This window comes from Mycobacterium sp. IS-3022 (assembly GCF_001500065.1).
Classification (GTDB): Bacteria; Actinomycetota; Actinomycetes; order Mycobacteriales; family Mycobacteriaceae; genus Mycobacterium.
Genome location: NZ_LQIN01000034.1, coordinates 246,664 through 263,819, shown reverse-complemented (window position 1 = coordinate 263,819; position 17,156 = coordinate 246,664). Strand labels below are relative to the sequence as shown.

The following is a 17,156-nucleotide window of genomic DNA, read 5'->3' as shown; positions in this document are numbered from 1 at the left end:
CCTACGACTACCGAGATGCGTCGGCGAGGGACGCGGCAGCTTTCGTAATTTACTTTCCCGCACAACGAAGTTCAGCGGCCCGACGGCCAATCCGCGCGCGTGTAAGCGGATGGTGCTGCGGTGTCCGACGACGGTGGCGGCACCACACACAGAAGAGCGCTTCAATCGAGATTGCATTGCTATCTGAATAGTATTATTCTGTCAGTGGGAGTGATCCCGCGCACACGACAAGGAGTCGATGAATGACATTGGCAGTGGTGACGGGCTCGGGGAGCGGGATCGGCAGGGCGACCGCGCAACGATTCGCTCGCAAGGGTGCGACGGTGATCGTCTCCGACATCAACGAAACGACGGGGAACGAAACGGTCGATGCGATCAGGGCCAAGGGCGGCAACGCCGTGTTTCGTCGCCTCGATGTCGCCGACGTCGACGACTGGGAGAACTTCACCGCATGGACTTGCGAAGAGTTCGGCGTGCCCGACGTGGTGGTGAACAACGCCGGCATCCTGATCGGCGGGGGATTTCTCGAGCAATCCGGGGACGACTGGCGACGGATGATCCAGATCAACATGATGAGCCCGCTGATTGGGTCGCGACTTTTCGTCGAGCGAATGGTGGACGCGGGCACGCGCGGCCACATCGTGAATGTTGCGTCCTGTGGTGCGTTCCTTCCGACGGCGCTGGCGCCGTCCTATGTGACCGCGAAAGCCGGCGTCTGGCTCGGAACCCAGGCATTGCGGCAGGAGTTCGGCGGCAAAGGGATTGGTGTCAGCGCGATTTGTCCGGGTCTGATCCGTACCGGGTTGGCGGGCAACGGCACCAGAGCCGGTGTCGGTGCGGACGACAGTGCAGAGTGGGCGGCAAAGCTTGGTGCAGCACATCGGTATATCGGACGCTCACCCGACCGGGTGGCTGCGGCAATCCAGCGTGCCGTGCGGTGGAACATCTCGACTGTTCCGGTCGGCGCTGAGGCGTGGGCCAGTTGGTACCTGTACCGCCTATCGCCGTCATTGGTGCGGGGTCTGAGCGGTTTCGTGCAAATGCCTTTGGCCGACCGGGCGACGGCCTTGGCAGGAAAGATCTTTGGAGGTGCGCGATGAAGACCGTGATCATCACCGGAGCCGCCGCGGGGATCGGCAAGGAGACTGCAAAAGTGTTCGCCCGCAGAGGAGATCGCGTGATCATCGCCGACATCGACGAAGTCGGGGCCGAGGCGACCGCTGGGGAGATCAAGATCGACGGCGGCCAGGCCGTTCCATATCGACTCGACGTGAGTCGCGAGGATCAATGGGAAGATTTCGCCGCCTGGGTGCGGGCCGAGTTCAAGGCCGCAGACGTTCTCGTCAACAACGCGGGCGTGATGGATATCGGCGGCTTTGTCGAAACCACCGTTCCGCAGTGGCAGCGTCTGGTCGATATCGACGTGATGAGCGTCGTGTACGGCTCACGCGTGTTCGCGCAGCAGATGATCGATTCAGGCGTGCGCGGCCACATCGTCAACATCTCGTCGGGGGCGGCGTTCCTGCCGACGCAGTTGGCGCCCGCATACAGTGTCGCGAAAGCCGCTGTGTTGATGGCCTCGCAGTCATTGCGGATTGAACTGCGTCGGCACGGCATTGGCGTCACGGCGATCTGCCCGGGTGTGATCCGGACCGAACTACTGGCGCATGGTGAGCGAAACGGCCTCACCGAGGAACAGCAGTCCGAATGGCGGGCGCAGATGAGGGTGGTCCAGCAGGGAGTCGCGCTGGCCGGGCCGGACCGGGTTGCCCGGGCCATCGAGCGCTCGGTGCGTCGCAACTGGGCCGTGGTTCCGGTCACCCCGGAAGCGTGGTTGGGATACTTCGTGATTCGCCTGTCGCCGAGCCTGATGCGGACGGTCACCTCGGTCGCGTCCTATGACCGGGCCGAACGACTGCTCGGTGTTGCCCAACCACTCCTCAAACGTCTGGCGAATCGAAAGGCGAACGCGTGACGCAGCGCATCGACCACGAGGTCCTGATCGTCGGCGCCGGCTTTGGTGGGATTGGAGCAGCTGTCGAACTGACGAAGGCCGGCGTCGACGACTTTGTCATCGTCGACAAGAACGACGGGATCGGCGGGACCTGGTGGGCGAACACGTATCCGGGTGTGGCGGTCGACATTCCGTCCATCTACTACAGCTTCTCGTATGCGCCACCCAAGAAGTGGACGCGGATGTTCGCACCAGGAGCTGAGGTGCAGCAGTACGCCGAGCAGGTGGTCGATTCGTTCGGCCTACGCTCGCGAATCAGGTTAAGCACAGCCGTCGTCGCTGCCGACTGGGACGAGGAGCAGCACGTCTGGCGGATCCAGCTGCAGTCCGGGGAGACTCTCGTCGCGAGATTCGTCATCGGTGCCGTGGGCGGCCTGGAGGTGCCGAACCTCCCGGACATCGCCGGCATCGACCAGTTTTCGGGCAAGGTGGTTCACACCGCCAACTGGGACCACGACTTCGATTATGCGGGCAAGCGCATCGCGGTTATCGGGACCGGCGCGACGGCGCTGCAGCTGATCCCCGAACTCGCCGATGTGGCAGGTCATCTCAGCGTCTTCCAGCGCACACCGATCTGGGTGGCACCGAAGCCGGACTTTCCGATTCCGACGTTCGTCAGCGCCGCCCTGCTGAGGATGTCGTTGCTGCGGCGCACAATCCGAGCGGCGGTCACCCTGGGAATCGACTTCGGGATCACCGGCATCGGGGTGTTCCACGAGCGCGTGCCGTTTCTCGCGGATTCGCTTCGGCGGGGCGGAGCGGTGGGCTACCGGGCGTGGCTGCGGGGCAACCCCGAGCTGGCCGAGCAACTGACGCCGGCCTACGCGCCTGGCTGCAAGCGGCCGTCGGTGTCCAACCGGTATCTCAAGACGTTCGCAGAACCGCACGTAGACCTTGTCACGGCGCCGATTCGGGAAATCACCGCGACCGATGTGGTCACCGAGGACGGCGTGTCCCACGACGTCGACGTTCTGGTGTGTGCCACCGGGTTCAAGGTGATGGCCAAGGGCTACACACCGCCCTTCCCGCTGCGCGGCGTCGACGGCCTGGATATCGGAGAATTCTTCCACGACAACCGCTTCCAGGCTTACCAGGGTGTTTCGGTGCCGAAGTTCCCGAACAGCTTCCTGATCACCGGCCCTTACGGGTTCGCCGCCGGGTCGTACATCGCCATGATCGAATGCACCAGCCGGCACGCGGCGCGCGCGATCACCGAGGCGCGGCGGCGCGAGGCCACGCGTGTGGAGATCAAGCAGCAACCCCACGATGCCTACTACAACAAGAGTCGGCGGCGCGCCCTGCAGACGTTGTGGCTGTCCCCGGCCTGCGAAGGTTCCAACACGTACTACGTGAACTACCAGGGCGATCCCGCCGCCATCCGCCCGAGCACGCACCTCGAGATGTGGTGGGGAAACAAGCATTTCCCGCTCGATCACTACGCATACTCGCGCCTTCGCCCGGGACGCAGCCGGGACACTGAACTCGAGCCCGTCCCCGCTGGCGCCGTGGGCTGACCTGAGACGATCCCAGGAGAAACTGTGAAGCTCAACCGCCTGCAACCCAAGCTCGTCGTCGTCACCGGCGCCGGCAGCGGCATCGGACGCGCTACGGCGATCAGATTCGCGATGAACGGCGCGCACGTCGTCGTCTCGGACATCGACCTCGACGCCGCCGAGGTGACCACCGAAACGATTCGGGCCAAGGGCCATTCGGCGTCGGCGGCGCGGCTGGACGTGACCGACCCGGATGCGTGGGAGTCGTTCGCCAACGACGTGCGGCAGGAGTTCGGGGTCGCCGACGTCCTGGTCAACAACGCAGGCATCGGCGTCGGCGGCGCCTTCCTGGACCTGACGCCTGAGGCGTGGGACCGTCAGCTTGGTCCCAACCTGATGGGGGTTGTGTACGGCTGCCGCGTGTTAGGTAAGCAGATGGTGGAGCGCGGCCAGGGCGGTCACATCGTCAACATCGCCTCGGCCGCCTCTTACATTCCGCTCGCCGGCGGGTCCGCGTACTGCGTCTCGAAGATCGGGGTCAGGATGCTCACCGAATGCTTGCGAGTTGAACTGGGTCCCAAGGGAATCGGCGTCAGCGCCATCTGCCCGGGTTTGATCAACACCAACATCGGCAACAACGGTGAGACGGTCGGACTGGATACCGAGTTGATCGACCGCGGCAAGGACGTCTTGCAACAGGTCCGTGACTTTGTCGCGAAGCTGCCGGTCCAGCCGCTCAGCCCGGACCTCGTCGCTCGCGCCGCCGTCCGAGCGGTGCGGTTGGACCTGAACGTGGTGCCCGTTCGCACCGAAGCCTGGCTGTTCTACGGGTTGTCCCGGACGGCGCCATCGCTCACCAGGATGATTACCCGTCAGTTCCCGCCGTCCAGACTGCAGGCCTCACTCGCTCGACTGTTGACCTTGATCGACCGCAACGACAGGGAGAACGACGTGACCATCGAAAGCCACTTTCCGACAGCCGAGTCCGTCTCATCCTGACGAAGGGGATCGACCATGGGTATGGCCATGAACATCTTGCAGAAGAACGCCAACCGGGTTCGTAGTGAGCTGAGCTTGGTGCCGCCGAAGGTGCGACGGGTCCGGTTCCCCTTCGGTGAAGAGAAGCCGATGGATCACTTCTTCGCCAACGGCAACATCGCTCTGAGCCACCTAGCCGCAGTGATTTCGGGACTTTTTCCGACGGGAGAGGACTCGCTGATCCGGTCAGCGCGCAGGTTCAGCGGTGAGATCGACGATCCGGTGATGAAGAAGCGGGTTGCGGGCTTCATCGGCCAGGAGTCCACGCACGGCCAAGAGCACAATCGACTGAACCAAACGATCCACGAGATGGGCACCTACCCGATCGCCTCCTGGCTCTTCACCAGGGAAGAATTCCTGGAAAGGACATACACTCGGCTCGAAGAATTCGCGGGCCGGATGTTGCACCTGGGCTTCATGGCGATGCTCGAGCACGGCACCGCCACGGCGACGCGACGCTTGTTGACCAGCGAGGAATTGCAGTCGATGCTAACGGATCCCAACGTGCGAGGGATCCTCAATTGGCATGCTCTGGAAGAGCTGGAACACAAGTCGGTGTTGTTCGACCTGTACCAACACAAGGGTGGATCTGAGTTGGTGCGCGTCGTGGTTGTGGGTCTGCCCACGGTGTTGTTGTTCTACCCGTTCCTGTTCGGTCTCACCCTGGCCTCGGCACTTGGCGATCCCGCCGCGCGGCGGCAACCGATGAAGTTCCTGCGGGATCTGATCAGTGTGCTCCGTGGACCGCTCGGACCGGGGGTGATCCTCGAGCTCGGTGAGTTCCTGAAGCCGGGTTGGCATCCCGACGACATCGACACCGAAGACCTGGTCCAGGAGTGGCAACTGAAGTTGTTCGGCGCCAACGGCGATCTGGTGGATCGCGTCCGATGAGGAGACAACCGTGAAGCTCAACCGCCTGCAACCCAGGCTCGTCGTTGTCACCGGTGCCGGTAGCGGCATCGGCCGCGCGACCGCGATCAGATTCGCCAAGCGCGGCGCCCACGTGGTGGCGTCCGATATCGACCTCGCCGCAGCCGAGGTGACCACAGAAACGATTCGGGCCAATGGCCATTCGGCGTCGGCGGCCCGGCTGGACGTGACCGACCCGGATGCGTGGGAGTCGTTCGCCGATGGCGTGCTCGAGGAATTCGGCGTCTCCGACGTTCTGGTCAACAATGCCGGCATCGTGGTTGCCGGTGACTTCCTCGACATGACGGCTGAGGCGTGGGACCGCCAACTCGGTCCTAACCTGACGGGGGTCGTCCACGGCTGCCGTGTGTTCGGCAGGCAGATGGTCGAGCACGGCGAAGGCGGGCACATCGTCAACATCGCGTCCGCGGCCTCCTACGCGCCCTTGCCCGGAACTTCCGCGTACTGCGTCTCGAAGGCCGGCGTCAGGATGCTCACCGAGTGCCTTCGAGTTGAGCTGGGCCCCAGAGGAATCGGGGTCAGTGCCGTCTGCCCCGGGGTGATCAACACCAACCTGTTCAAGAACGCGGACACGGTCGGAATCGACGCCGACTTGATCGATCAGGGCAAGGACGTCCTGCAGCAGATCCGTGACTACGCTGCGAAACTGCCGGTCCAGCCGCTCAGCCCGGACCTCGTCGCACGCGCTGCGGTCAGGGCGGTGCGCTTTGACCTCAACGTTGTGCCGGTGCGAACCGAAGCCTGGCTGACCTACGGATTGTCGCGGGTGGCGCCGTCGCTCACCAGGGCGATCGTGCGGCAGTTCCCGGTCTCCCGGCTGGAGACCGGCGGAGCGCGGCTCCTGACCCTGCTCAATCGCGACCGCGAGGCAGCCGGAGAACCCATCGAGGTGCGGATCTACGACGCCGACGGCGAGCTTGTCGACACATCGGTGCAACCCAATGAAGGGAAAACGGCATGACGCAGGCAATTAGCCGGCCGCAGTACGAGGTGGCGATCATCGGTGCTGGGCCGGCCGGAATCGCCATCGGCGCAAAGCTGCGCATGGCCGACATCGATGACTTCGTCATCATCGAGCGGGCCGACGACATGGGCGGCAGCTGGCACGAAAACCACTATCCGGGCCTCGGCGTCGACGTTCCGGCGCTGGCCTACCAGTACTCGTTCGCGCGGAACGCGAAGTGGTCCCGGCTCTTTCCGCACGGCGCCGAAGTCAAGCAGTATCACGCCGATGTGGCCGCCCGGTTCGGGCTGTACGAACGAACCCGGTTCAACTGCAACGTCGAGAAGGAGGTGTGGGATGACGAAGGCCGGTTCTGGAAGTTGCACATGCACGACGGCTCGATCGTCACCGCACGCTTCCTGGTCAGCGCCGTCGGTGCTTTCGTACGGCCGAAGGAGGACGTCGGGATCCCCGGGGCGAAGTCGTTCAAGGGCAAGGTGTTACGGCCGAGCTCGTGGGACCACGACTATGACCTGAGCGGTAAGGCCGTGGGCATCATCGGTACCGGTGCCAGCGCGGTGCAGATCATTCCGTCCATCGCACCGGAGGTGAAGAATCTCACGGTGTTTCAGCGCACTCCGGTGTGGTCGGTGCCGAAGCCCGACTTCGCCGTACCTCGGGCCGTGCAGCTCGTGCTGTCGATACCGGGACTGGCGGCGACCATCCACGGCGGCGCACTGGTGGTCATGGATCTATTGCTGCGTTCGCTTACCAAGCCGCCCGCACGGGCCGTTCGGCCAGTGATGGACAAGTTCGACGCGTGGACGATCAACGGCTACCGGCGCTACGTCGGACGCGTGGTCAAGGATCCGGTGACCGCGGACAAGCTCACGCCGAACTTCGGCGTCCTGGCCAAGCGGCCGACCTTGTCGAGCGCGTACTTGAGGGCCTACAACAAAGACAACGTCGCCCTCATCACCGAGCCCATCGAGAAGATCACCGCGACGGGGGTGAAGACCCGCGACGGCGTGCTGCACAAGCTCGACGCTCTGATACTGGCCACTGGATACGAGGTGTTCTCCGACCCGGAGACGTATCGACCTGGAACAGTCGTTGGCCGTGGCGGATTCGACCTCGCCACGTTCTACCGCGACGAGGGATTGCAGGCCTACGAGAGCGTCTCGGTGCCCGGGCTGCCCAATCGGTGGACCCTCGTCGGGCCCTACTCGTGGACGGGATCGGGCTGGCATTCCTTCGTCGAGATGACTGCAGATCACGCGGTGCGGGCGATCACCGAGACACGCAGACGCGGGGCGACGATATGCGAGATACGCAAGGAGGCGGCCGAGCGCTACCACGGTGCTATGTATGAGCGAGGCGAGGCCCTGCGCTACTACTTGGCCGACCTCAACGGCCACGTTCCCACGTACTACCGGAACTCGCAGGGGGACAGTACTTATATCCGGCCGTCGGGCTTCTTCGAGGCCAGCCGCGGCAACCGCAAGTTCCCGCTCGACGACTACCGATACGAGGTGGCCGTCGACGCGGCCTCCCCGTCCGACGTCGCGGCATTCGCGTAGGCGAGAGGAACACCGTGGCAGTCCTGGAATCTCTATTCATACGCAATGCGAGGAGCCATCGGTCACCGTTGAGTTTGGTGCTACCGAAGTTGCGGCGCATGCGCTTTCGCTTCGGCGAACCGGTGCCCATGTCCCCGAAATTGGTGCGCGAACTCGCCAAGTTCACCCGCCCCGGCTTTCACCCGGACGACATCGACACCGAGGACCTCGTTCAGGAGTGGCAGCTCAAGCTGTTCGGCGCCAACGGCGACCTCGTGGACCGCGTCCGGTGAAGAAGTCTTGGGCGTCCCGGCGGGGGAAGCGCGAGTTCGACATCGTTGTTTTCGGCGCTACCGGGGTCGCGGGTGCCGCGACGGCGAGGTATCTGGCTGACCATGCGCCGCAGGGTGTTTCGGTCGCGCTGGCCGGACGCAATCGCGCGAAGTTAGAACAGGTTCGCCGCTCGCTGCCCGACCGGGCGGCCGATTGGACCCTCATCGAGGCCGACGCAGGATCGCCGGCGTCAATGGACGCCATGGCCACGCGGACGCGGGTGGTCATGACGACCGTGGGCCCGTGGCTACGGTATGGCGAGAACCTGGTCGCTTCGGCGGTGAACGCCGGCACCCATTATCTCGACCTGACCGCCGAGACGCCGTTCGTGCGCTGGTCCATCGACAAGTTTCACGATCAGGCGGCGCAGAACGGGACGAGGATCATCCATTCGTGCGGATTCGATTCCGTGCCTTCGGATGTGACGGCGTACCTGTTGCACCGCGCCGCCGCCGACGACGGCGAAGGCACGCTCGGCGACACGACCATGATCCTCCGTCAGATATGGGGTTGGGTGTCGGGCGGATCGGTTGACTCATTCCGAGTTATCGCCGGGCTCGTCGGAAATCGCCCACAGCTGCGTCAGGTGCTGGACCCGGACGCCTTGACGAACAACCCCGGTGAATCACGGCCGCGGCCCAAGCAACCGTTCGACGGCAGGATCATCAACGCGGCCAGGGTCGATCCGTCACTGCGCGGGACGCTCGCGCCTTTCCCGGTGTCGATCTACAACACCAGGATCGTGCGACGCACCAACGCCTTACTCGGCGACGCGTACGGACCCGACTTCCGGTACAGCGAAGGCATCAGGCTGGTTCGGTTGCCCATCGTGTCGACAGTCGTCGCCGGGGCCGTTGTCCTCGGCTGCGCGGTGGCCTTCGCATCGATGGCAACCCCGCCGATCCGCCGAGCGCTCGATATCGTGTTGCCCAAGCCCGGCACGGGCCCGAGCGATAAGACGATGGACAGGGGATACCTCGGGGTCGAGACGTACACGCGGACATCGACAGACGCCCGGTACGTGGCCACGTTCAAGCTCGCGGGCGACCCCGGTTACAAGGGAACCGCAGTGATGTTCGCCGAGTGCGCGCTCGGACTGGTGCTCGATGCTGACCGGCTTCCCGTCAGAGCCGGCGTACTGACACCGGTGGCCGCACTCGGTGACGTCCTCGTCGAACGACTGAGGGCGGCCGGCGTCACGCTGGAATGCGCGAGATCGGACAATGACATGACGACGAGTGGAATGAGGGCATAGTGGCCAACGCAACAGTCACGCGGGTAGTACCCGCACCGCGCGCGATCGTGTACGACGTATTCGCCGACAGGGATGGGTATTCCAGGTTCCTTCCGCTTCAGATGCGCCTGGTACAGGAGGGCGTCGACGAACGCCAGGGGGTGGGTGCGGTGCACCAGCTGGGTCTCGGTCCGATCGGCGTAAAGGAGCGCATCACCGAACTCGTGCCGCTCGAACGGATCTCCTACGAACTGATCGCAGGCGCACCGGTGCGGCGCCACATCGGTGAGATCACCTTCGCCGACGACGGCGACGGGACTCGGGTGACTTACCGGATGGACAGCACGCCATCAATTCCGGTGCCGGGGTCGCTGCTCGCACTCGCGCTGCGTGGCCTGACCTCGGTCATGGTCCGCGGCGCGGCGCGGGAAGCTCGACGGCAGGCTGCTGGCTAGCACGCACTCACTATTCAGATAGCGGTAGTATGTCTCTCATCCTGGACTAGCAAAGCGGAGGGTGAAGTGGCTGCTCGGAAGGTGCTGACTCGCGCTGAGAGTCAGGCCCAGACCCGACAAGCCCTCCTGGATGCCGCCGAGCAGTTGTTCTACACCAACGGGTACCACGCCACATCCATCGCGGCGATCGCCGCTGAAGCCGGTCGGACCATCGGGGCGGTCTACAGCAACTTCGACAGCAAGGAATCGCTCTGCCGCGAGGTGATGCGAATCCGGTTCATGTCGGAGGTCACTGCGCTGATGGAAGGCATTGTCCGCGCGGGTGATTCGATGGATGCGCGATTCGAAGCATTGTCGGCGTGGTGGACCCGGCTGGCAACTGAGACGTCTCTGGTCACCTTCGCGGCCGAGTATCTGACGAGCACCTTCAATGACGCTGACCAGGTCGCAGCCAACCGCGATGTCATCGCACGGATCACGGAATCGGTCCGGGCAGTGCTCGGGGACGCGCTTCCCGAGGGGATCTCCGAGACGGATCCGAGGCTGGACGACGCAATCAATGCCGTCGTGTCCACGGGCACGGGGCTGGCGATCGGCCAGGCCATCGGCCTCTTCGACGGCGAGCAGGGCGCAAGTTTGATGGTCGCCACGCTCCGCATGTGGCTCGAGAAGCTGGAAAGTGGAACCGAGGTCGTCGCCACATAGTTTCCTGTTAGAGCGCAAAGTCGCTGACTGAACCCGAACAACGGCGGCGGCACGAGCACCACGAGCGCGTCTGCTGGGCGGTTCAGCAGAAACCGCCGTAAGGGTTTCGGTCACGAATACAAGTTCATGAGCTGGTCGGCCGGCGGCGCAGGAGCACTTTCTAGGGTTTCGACCCTCCGCAGGCGGATCGCAGGCAGGCCGCGCTCGCGCGCCGCCGACCGGCGAGAGCTGGCTGAATTACGATCGGCGTATGCCGGCAGATGCCACCCGCCTCGCCGCGCGACTGTCGGAGCCGACGGGCGACGCGCGGACCGACCGCTGGCGCGCGCACCGCGCAACGGTACGGACGGAGTTGATCGAGGCGACGCTGCGCGCCATCGACGAGTACGGGCCGGAACTTTCGATCGATGACGTGGTCAAGACGGCCGGCGTGCCACGGCCGAAGCTGTACCGCTTCTTCGCCGACAAGGAGACGCTGTTCACCGCGGTCGGTGAACGGGTGCAGGAGCTGATCATTGAGCGGGTCGTGCCGAGATTCCATCTCGCCGGTACGGCGTTGGAGCTCGTTCGCTCTGCTTTGGTCGGTTACATCGACCTGGTGGACGAGCGGCCCAATCTCTTTCGGTTCCTGGTCGGTTCGCATTTCAGCGACGGCAAGTCAAGTGCCGAGCTGATTGAAAGCGGCCGAGGTCTGTCCGATGCGACCACCGCGATCGTTGCGGCGATGCTGACTGCTCGCGGTGGCAACGGGGACAACCTGCAGTACGTGGTCGACGGCATTCTCGGGGCCGTGGCGCTCGGCGTATTGCGATGGCTCAACGAGCCGACTATCAGCAAGGACGAGCTGATCGATGAGCTGAGCACCCTGCTCTGGGGCGCATTGTCGGCAACGGCTGCTGCGCGCGGCGTGGCCATAGATCCTGACGAGCAGCTGCCGCTGTTCGAAACCGACTGACCCGCGCCGGAAGCGGCTCGTCTCCTCGATCGCGATTCTCGAAGAACGTCATTATTCAAAACCCTTGCGCGTCGCAGCGCCGCGACTTAGGCTGAGATCACCTAGTACTAGCGGTACTAGTTACTGAATGTTCGAGAAAAGGGCGGGCAACCGTGAACGAACGCAGTGGGCAAGGGTCGGCAGTAACGAAAGCGCGAAGCGCGACACTTTCTCAGCCAGAGACCAGGCCTCATCCCAAGACCAGGCGGATCCGCTTCCGTTTCAACGAGGAAGCCACCAAGAAGTACTTCGTCGCCGGCGACATGGTGTACAGCCATTTCGTCGCCGGACTCTCGGCGGGATTCCCTCCGGGTGAAGAGGGGTTCATCCGGTCGGTGCGCCGCTTCGCGGACCTCATCACCGATCCGGACCTCAAGAAGCGGGTGGCCGGCTTCATTGGCCAGGAGTCGATGCACGGCCAGGAGCACCGCCACCTCAACGAGAAGCTGGTCGAGATGGGCTATGCCATCCAGTGGTGGGACTCGAAGCGGTTGAAGGCCGGGCAGATACGTCTCGAGGAGCGGCTGCCCGCGAAGGTGCACCTGGCGATGACCGCCGCCGCGGAGCACTACACCGCCGTGCTGGCCGAGCGGGTGCTCTCCAGCGAGGAAATCCAGTCGATCCCCGCCGAACCGGAGATGTGGCACCTGCTCAACTGGCATGCGCTGGAGGAACTGGAGCACAAGTCCGTGGCGTTCGACGTGTACCGCGCGGTCGGCGGCACCGAGCGCACGCGTATTGCGGTGATGGCCGTTATGTACGCGTTGACCGTTCCGGTGACCCTGGTCTCGCTGGGCGTTTCGATAGGTCGTGACCCGATCGCGCGTCGCCAACCGCGCCGCCTGGCGCGTGAGGCGTACAAGTTGTTCACCGGTCCGGTGTTCAAGGGCCTGCCAAGTGAACTCGCCAAGTACATGCGCCCGGGATTCCATCCTGACGACATCGATACCACTGCGCTGCTCGAGCGGTGGCAGGACGAACTCTTCGGCGCCAGCGGCGTCCTCGTCGACCATCTGAAATAGACAGCCAACCTGAAATAGACAGCCACAAGGAAGGATTCGACCATGACAACGGAGTCACTGGCGACCGGCGACACTTCGACGACCGGCGCGTACCCGACGGTCCGTCGGATGAGGTTCCCATTCGGCGAGCCCGAACCCATCCGGCGCCACTTCGTCGAAGGCGACATCGTGATGAGCCACCTCGTGGCCGTGCTGTCCGGAGCGTTTCCGCCCGGCGAGGAGTCGTTCATTCGGTCGGTGCGCCGCTTCTCCGACCAAATCACCGATCCAGTCTTGAAGAAGCGGGTCGCGGGCTTCATCGGCCAGGAGTCCGTGCACGGCCAGGAGCATCGCAAGCTCAACGCGCACCTGGCCGACCTGGGCTATCCGCTGGTCCGCTTCCTGCTGTTCTCACCGACGAGTGTGCGGCAGAAGCTCATGCTGCGCATCGAGAAACTGTTCCCCGCGAAGGTGCACCTGGCGATGACGGCCGCTGCCGAACACTACACCGCCGTATTGGGAGCGCGGGTGCTGTCCAAGGACGAAATCCAGGCGATCCCTGGTGATCCCGAGGTGTGGCACCTACTGAACTGGCACGCGATGGAAGAACTCGAGCACAAGTCGGTCGCCTTCGATGTCTATCGCGCGGTTGGCGGTTCGGAGCGGATCCGCATCGCGGTGATGTGGTTCATGTACTACCTGACGATCCCGTTCGTCACGGCTGCGGTGTCGGTGTCCATGCTGATGGATCCGACCGCGTGGCGCCCCGTCAAGGTGTTGCGGCAGACCTATCACATCTTCCGCGGTCCGCTTCTGCGCGGATTCATGCCGGAGATCCGAGAGTACCTACGACCCGGCTTTCACCCCGACGATGTCCGGACCGGCGAGCTACTCGAACGCTGGCAACGGGAACTGTTCGGAGCCGACGGCGAACTCGTCGGTTACGTGAAATGACGACGAGCACAGATATCGAGCGTCCGCCGGTCGCGGAGCGCATCGACCCCGACCACGAGGTAGTGGTAGTCGGTGCGGGATTCGGCGGAATCGGCACCGGTATCGCGTTGCAGCGTAAAGGCATTCACGACTTCGTCATTCTCGACAAGTGGGATCACGTCGGAGGCACGTGGCATGCAAACACCTATCCCGGTGTGGCGGTCGACATCCCCTCGGTGATCTACAGCTTCTCCTACGAACAGCGGGGCGACTGGTCACGCGTCTTCGCGCCCGGCGCCGAACTGCGCGACTACGCCGACCGCATGGTGGACAAGTATGGCCTGCGGGACAAGCTGCGACTGAACACCACGGTCATCGGCGCGACCTTCGACGAGCGCAACAGCCTGTGGCGGTTGACCGTCGACGGTGGGGCAGAGATCACCGGCCGGTATGTCGTGATGGCGGTCGGTGGGCTGGAACGGCCCAAGATGCCGGATATTCCAGGTCTGCACGACTTCGGTGGCGTACTGATGCACACCGCACTGTGGGACCACGACGTAGCCCTGGATGGCAAGCGGGTGGCCGTGATCGGGACCGGCGCGACGTCGCTGCAATTGGTTCCGGCGATCGTCGACGAGGTCGAGCATCTCACCGTCTTCCAGCGCACCCCGATCTGGGTGTTCCCCAAGCGGGACGCTGAGATCCGCGGCGTCCTACGTAGAGTGATGGAGCAGCGACAGCTGCGTTCCGCGGTTCGGGGTCTCGGCACGATCGCGACGGAGATCGGGATGAGCGGGATGCTGGCCGGCCCGGGGTGGCTGGTCAACTCGACGCGCAAGCTCGCCGAGGCACCTGTGAGGGCGTGGATGCGCAGCCAGGTCAAGGACCCGGTGACCAGAGAGAAACTGATCCCGCGCTACGGGCTTGGCTGCAAACGGCCGTCGATGTCCAACGACTACCTGACGACATTCAACCGCAGCGACGTCAGCCTGGTCACCGACTCCATCGAGCGGATCACCCCGAACGGGGTGCTGACCGCGGACGGCGTCGAGCACCAGGTCGACGTTCTGATCTGCGCGACCGGATTCAAACTGTGGGAGCGCGATTCGGTTCCACCCTTCCCGGTCGTCGGCCGTGCCGGCGTCGACGCCGGGGAGTTCTGGGCGGTCAACCGGTTCCAGGCGTACCAAGGGGTTTCGGTACCCGGTTTTCCGAACATGTTCATGATCACCGGACCGTACGGCTTCGTACTGGGCTCTTACCTGTGGATGATCGAGGCCACATCGGCGCATCTGAGCCGAGCGATCGCCGAAGCCAAGCGGCGCGATGCCCTGGAGGTGGAGATCCGCCAAGAAGTCCACGACGCGTACTTCCAGAAGTGCCTCCGGCGCCAGGAGCGCAACTTCCTGTTCACGCCGGCGTGCGAGGGCTCCAACACCTACTACATCGACTATCACGGCGACTCGCCGTTCCGACCGACCACGCACGGCGAGATGTACTGGCACAACCGCCATTACGACCTCGACGTCTACCACTACGGTACCGGCACCGGAACCGTCCGCGAACTGGCAGCTACGTCGAAAGAAGCCCTGTGAAGTTCAACAACCTCAAACCGGAAGTCGTCGTTGTCACCGGCGCCGGTAGCGGTATCGGGCGGGCGACCGCGATCCGCTTCGCCAAACTCGGTGCCCACGTGGTGGTTTCGGATATCGACCTCGACTCTGCAGAGGCCACAGCGGCGATGATCAAGGGTGTAGGCAACCGAGCATCGGCAATGCTGCTGGACGTGACCGACCCCGACGCCTGGGAACTGTTCGCTCGCGAGGTGCGTGCCGACTTCGGGGTGCCGGACGTTGTGGTCAACAACGCCGGGATCGTCGTCGGCGGCCCGTTCCTCAAGCTGTCCGCCGAGGATTGGGACAAGCAACTGGGCATCAACCTGATGGGTGTGGTGCACGGCTGTCGGGTGTTCGGCACCATGATGGTCGAGCGGGGCAGAGGCGGGCACATCGTCAACATCGCATCGGCAGCGGCCTTCACGCCCACACCGGTGATGGCGCCGTACTCGGTGTCCAAGGCCGGGGTGAAGATGCTGAGCGAATGCCTACGCCTGGAGCTCGGCCCGCACGGTATCGGTGTCAGCGCGATCTGTCCGGGTGTGATCAGTACCAACATCGGTGACCGGGCGGTGACCGTCGGCGTCGACCCTGAAATCATCGAGCGTGGCAAGCAATTGACCCGGCAGCTGCAGGAGTTCGCCGAGAAGCTTCCGTTCTCGCCGATGAGCCCTGATTTGGTGGCCCGGGCGGCCGTGCGAGCGGTCCGCTACGACCTCGCGGTCGTGCCGGTGCGGACCGAGGCATGGCTGGGGTACTTCATGTTGCGCATCGCGCCGGGCATCAATCGGCGGATGGCACAACCGTTCTCGATCAGCTTCGCCGAGACGGTGGGGGCTCGATTATTGGCGCGGGTCGCACCGAGAACCACCGTCGAGGAGTCAGGGATGGCCGAAGTCCGATGACGCGAACGAGGTTGCAGGTCGACAACTTCCGATCGGCGGACATCCCCGATCAGGCCGGTAAGACCATGGTGATAACCGGTGCGAACAACGGCCTCGGTCTCCAGGCTGCGACTGCGCTCGCGGCTGCCGGCGCGCGAATTATTTTGGCCTGCCGCAACCAGATGACCGGCCTCGAAGCACTCGACCGGGTGCGATTGGCCGGGCCAGGAGCCGAGCACCATCTCGTTCCGCTCGATCTCGCCGATCTGGGTTCGGTGCGGGAGTCCGCCGCCGAAGTCGTGGAGGTAGCGCCGAGCATCGACGTGCTCATCAACAACGCCGGCCTGATGGCCATTCCCTTCGCCCGAACAGCCGATGGCTTCGAGATGCAGATCGGCACGAACCATTTCGGCCACTTCGCATTCACCGACGGGGTGCTGCCCGCGCTACTGGCCACGTCCGAACCCCGGGTCGTCACGCTGTCCAGCATCGCCCACCGTCAGGGGCTCATCGTCCTCGCCGATCTCAACTTCGAGCTGCGCGAATACGGACGCATGTCGGCCTACTCGCAATCCAAATTGGCCAACCTGCTATTCGGGGCGGAACTGGCGCGACGCAGTGACGCCGCCGGGCTCGCGCTGAAGTCGGTGATCGCCCATCCCGGGGTGGCCGCAACCAACTTGTTCGATTCGATGGTTCCGCCGATTCCGGGAGCGGTGCAACTAATGCACGTCGCGCTTCGGTTGTTCACCAACAGCGAGGAAAGCGGTGCGCTGAGCCAGTTGTACGCGGCAACGATGCCCGACGTACGCAACGGCGACTATCTCGGTCCGAACCGATTGTTCGGGGTCCGCGGGCCGGTGAGCCGATCGCCGCGCAGCGCAGCAGCGCGCAATGCACAGTTGGCGGCGGAGCTGTGGGAGAAGTCGGTCGAGCTCACGGGTGCGCGATACGACGCTCTCGAGTCGGTTGACAAACTCGAGAAGTAGCCCGCCGAAACTGGGTTACCTTCACTTGACTTCGA

Annotated in this window: 15 protein-coding genes and 2 pseudogenes; all 17 read left to right on the top strand. The window is 64.1% G+C overall.

Annotation, left to right across the window (positions count from 1 at the left end; genetic code table 11):
• Positions 1-242: 242 nt before the first annotated feature.
• The 17 genes and pseudogenes from AU188_RS18510 (at position 243) to AU188_RS18430 (ending at position 17,121) form a co-directional block, all read left to right on the top strand.
• Positions 243-1,100, top strand: coding sequence for an SDR family NAD(P)-dependent oxidoreductase (locus AU188_RS18510; protein WP_059164930.1), 858 nt, complete (start codon positions 243-245; stop codon positions 1,098-1,100).
• Positions 1,097-1,975, top strand: coding sequence for an SDR family NAD(P)-dependent oxidoreductase (locus tag AU188_RS18505; RefSeq protein ID WP_059164931.1), 879 nt, complete (start codon positions 1,097-1,099; stop codon positions 1,973-1,975). The genes AU188_RS18510 and AU188_RS18505 overlap by 4 nt, the downstream gene beginning before the upstream one ends.
• Positions 1,972-3,528 (top strand): flavin-containing monooxygenase, encoded by a 1,557-nt coding sequence (locus AU188_RS18500; protein WP_059164932.1) that lies wholly within the window; start codon positions 1,972-1,974, stop codon positions 3,526-3,528. Before AU188_RS18505 ends, AU188_RS18500 begins: the two co-directional genes overlap by 4 nt.
• Before the next feature lie 24 nt (positions 3,529-3,552).
• Positions 3,553-4,571, top strand: a pseudogene (locus AU188_RS18495) (SDR family NAD(P)-dependent oxidoreductase).
• Positions 4,534-5,436 (top strand): metal-dependent hydrolase, encoded by a 903-nt coding sequence (locus AU188_RS18490; RefSeq protein WP_059099145.1) that lies wholly within the window; start codon positions 4,534-4,536, stop codon positions 5,434-5,436. Before AU188_RS18495 ends, AU188_RS18490 begins: the two are co-directional and overlap by 38 nt.
• A 10-nt stretch (positions 5,437-5,446) precedes the next feature.
• On the top strand, positions 5,447-6,436 hold the full coding sequence (locus AU188_RS18485; protein WP_082686681.1) for an SDR family NAD(P)-dependent oxidoreductase: 990 nt from the start codon (positions 5,447-5,449) through the stop codon (positions 6,434-6,436).
• On the top strand, positions 6,433-7,998 hold the full coding sequence (locus AU188_RS18480) for a flavin-containing monooxygenase (RefSeq protein ID WP_059164933.1): 1,566 nt from the start codon (positions 6,433-6,435) through the stop codon (positions 7,996-7,998). Before AU188_RS18485 ends, AU188_RS18480 begins: the two co-directional genes overlap by 4 nt.
• A 161-nt stretch (positions 7,999-8,159) precedes the next feature.
• Positions 8,160-8,270 (top strand): annotated as a pseudogene (locus AU188_RS26070) (metal-dependent hydrolase); the annotation flags it as partial.
• Positions 8,267-9,565, top strand: coding sequence for a saccharopine dehydrogenase family protein (locus AU188_RS18470; RefSeq protein WP_059164934.1), 1,299 nt, complete (start codon positions 8,267-8,269; stop codon positions 9,563-9,565). The pseudogene AU188_RS26070 and the gene AU188_RS18470, both read left to right, overlap by 4 nt.
• Positions 9,565-9,999, top strand: coding sequence for an SRPBCC family protein (locus AU188_RS18465; protein ID WP_059099141.1), 435 nt, complete (start codon positions 9,565-9,567; stop codon positions 9,997-9,999). Before AU188_RS18470 ends, AU188_RS18465 begins: the two co-directional genes overlap by 1 nt.
• A 66-nt stretch (positions 10,000-10,065) precedes the next feature.
• Positions 10,066-10,704 (top strand): TetR/AcrR family transcriptional regulator, encoded by a 639-nt coding sequence (locus tag AU188_RS18460; RefSeq protein WP_286137539.1) that lies wholly within the window; start codon positions 10,066-10,068, stop codon positions 10,702-10,704.
• Between the two features lie 250 nt (positions 10,705-10,954).
• On the top strand, positions 10,955-11,659 hold the full coding sequence (locus AU188_RS18455) for a TetR/AcrR family transcriptional regulator (protein WP_059099140.1): 705 nt from the start codon (positions 10,955-10,957) through the stop codon (positions 11,657-11,659).
• A 248-nt stretch (positions 11,660-11,907) separates the two neighbouring features.
• Positions 11,908-12,720, top strand: a complete 813-nt coding sequence (locus AU188_RS18450; protein WP_059165028.1) for a metal-dependent hydrolase — start codon at positions 11,908-11,910, stop codon at positions 12,718-12,720.
• Positions 12,721-12,762: 42 nt separating this feature from the next.
• Positions 12,763-13,653: a metal-dependent hydrolase gene (locus AU188_RS18445; protein WP_059164935.1), complete on the top strand. Its 891-nt coding sequence runs from the start codon at positions 12,763-12,765 to the stop codon at positions 13,651-13,653.
• Complete coding sequence (locus AU188_RS18440; RefSeq protein WP_059164936.1) at positions 13,650-15,227, top strand: flavin-containing monooxygenase; 1,578 nt, start codon at positions 13,650-13,652, stop codon at positions 15,225-15,227. The genes AU188_RS18445 and AU188_RS18440 overlap by 4 nt, the downstream gene beginning before the upstream one ends.
• Positions 15,224-16,153, top strand: a complete 930-nt coding sequence (locus AU188_RS18435) for an SDR family NAD(P)-dependent oxidoreductase (protein ID WP_059164937.1) — start codon at positions 15,224-15,226, stop codon at positions 16,151-16,153. The genes AU188_RS18440 and AU188_RS18435 overlap by 4 nt, the downstream gene beginning before the upstream one ends.
• Positions 16,150-17,121 carry an oxidoreductase gene (locus AU188_RS18430; protein WP_059164938.1) on the top strand — a complete coding sequence of 324 codons (972 nt, stop codon included), beginning with the start codon at positions 16,150-16,152 and terminating at the stop codon, positions 17,119-17,121. The genes AU188_RS18435 and AU188_RS18430 overlap by 4 nt, the downstream gene beginning before the upstream one ends.
• Positions 17,122-17,156 lie beyond the last annotated feature (35 nt).

Excerpts from the sequence above, each read along its gene's own strand:
- AU188_RS18445 (WP_059164935.1), top strand. The coding sequence starts at position 12,763 with ATGACAACGGAGTCACTGGCGACCGGCGACACTTCGACGACCGGCGCG.
- AU188_RS18440 (WP_059164936.1), top strand. The coding sequence starts at position 13,650 with ATGACGACGAGCACAGATATCGAGCGTCCGCCGGTCGCGGAGCGCATC.
- AU188_RS18510 (WP_059164930.1), top strand. The coding sequence starts at position 243 with ATGACATTGGCAGTGGTGACGGGCTCGGGGAGCGGGATCGGCAGGGCG.
- AU188_RS18455 (WP_059099140.1), top strand. The coding sequence starts at position 10,955 with ATGCCGGCAGATGCCACCCGCCTCGCCGCGCGACTGTCGGAGCCGACG.
- AU188_RS18505 (WP_059164931.1), top strand. The coding sequence starts at position 1,097 with ATGAAGACCGTGATCATCACCGGAGCCGCCGCGGGGATCGGCAAGGAG.
- AU188_RS18480 (WP_059164933.1), top strand. The coding sequence starts at position 6,433 with ATGACGCAGGCAATTAGCCGGCCGCAGTACGAGGTGGCGATCATCGGT.
- AU188_RS18430 (WP_059164938.1), top strand. The coding sequence starts at position 16,150 with ATGACGCGAACGAGGTTGCAGGTCGACAACTTCCGATCGGCGGACATC.
- AU188_RS18490 (WP_059099145.1), top strand. The coding sequence starts at position 4,534 with ATGAACATCTTGCAGAAGAACGCCAACCGGGTTCGTAGTGAGCTGAGC.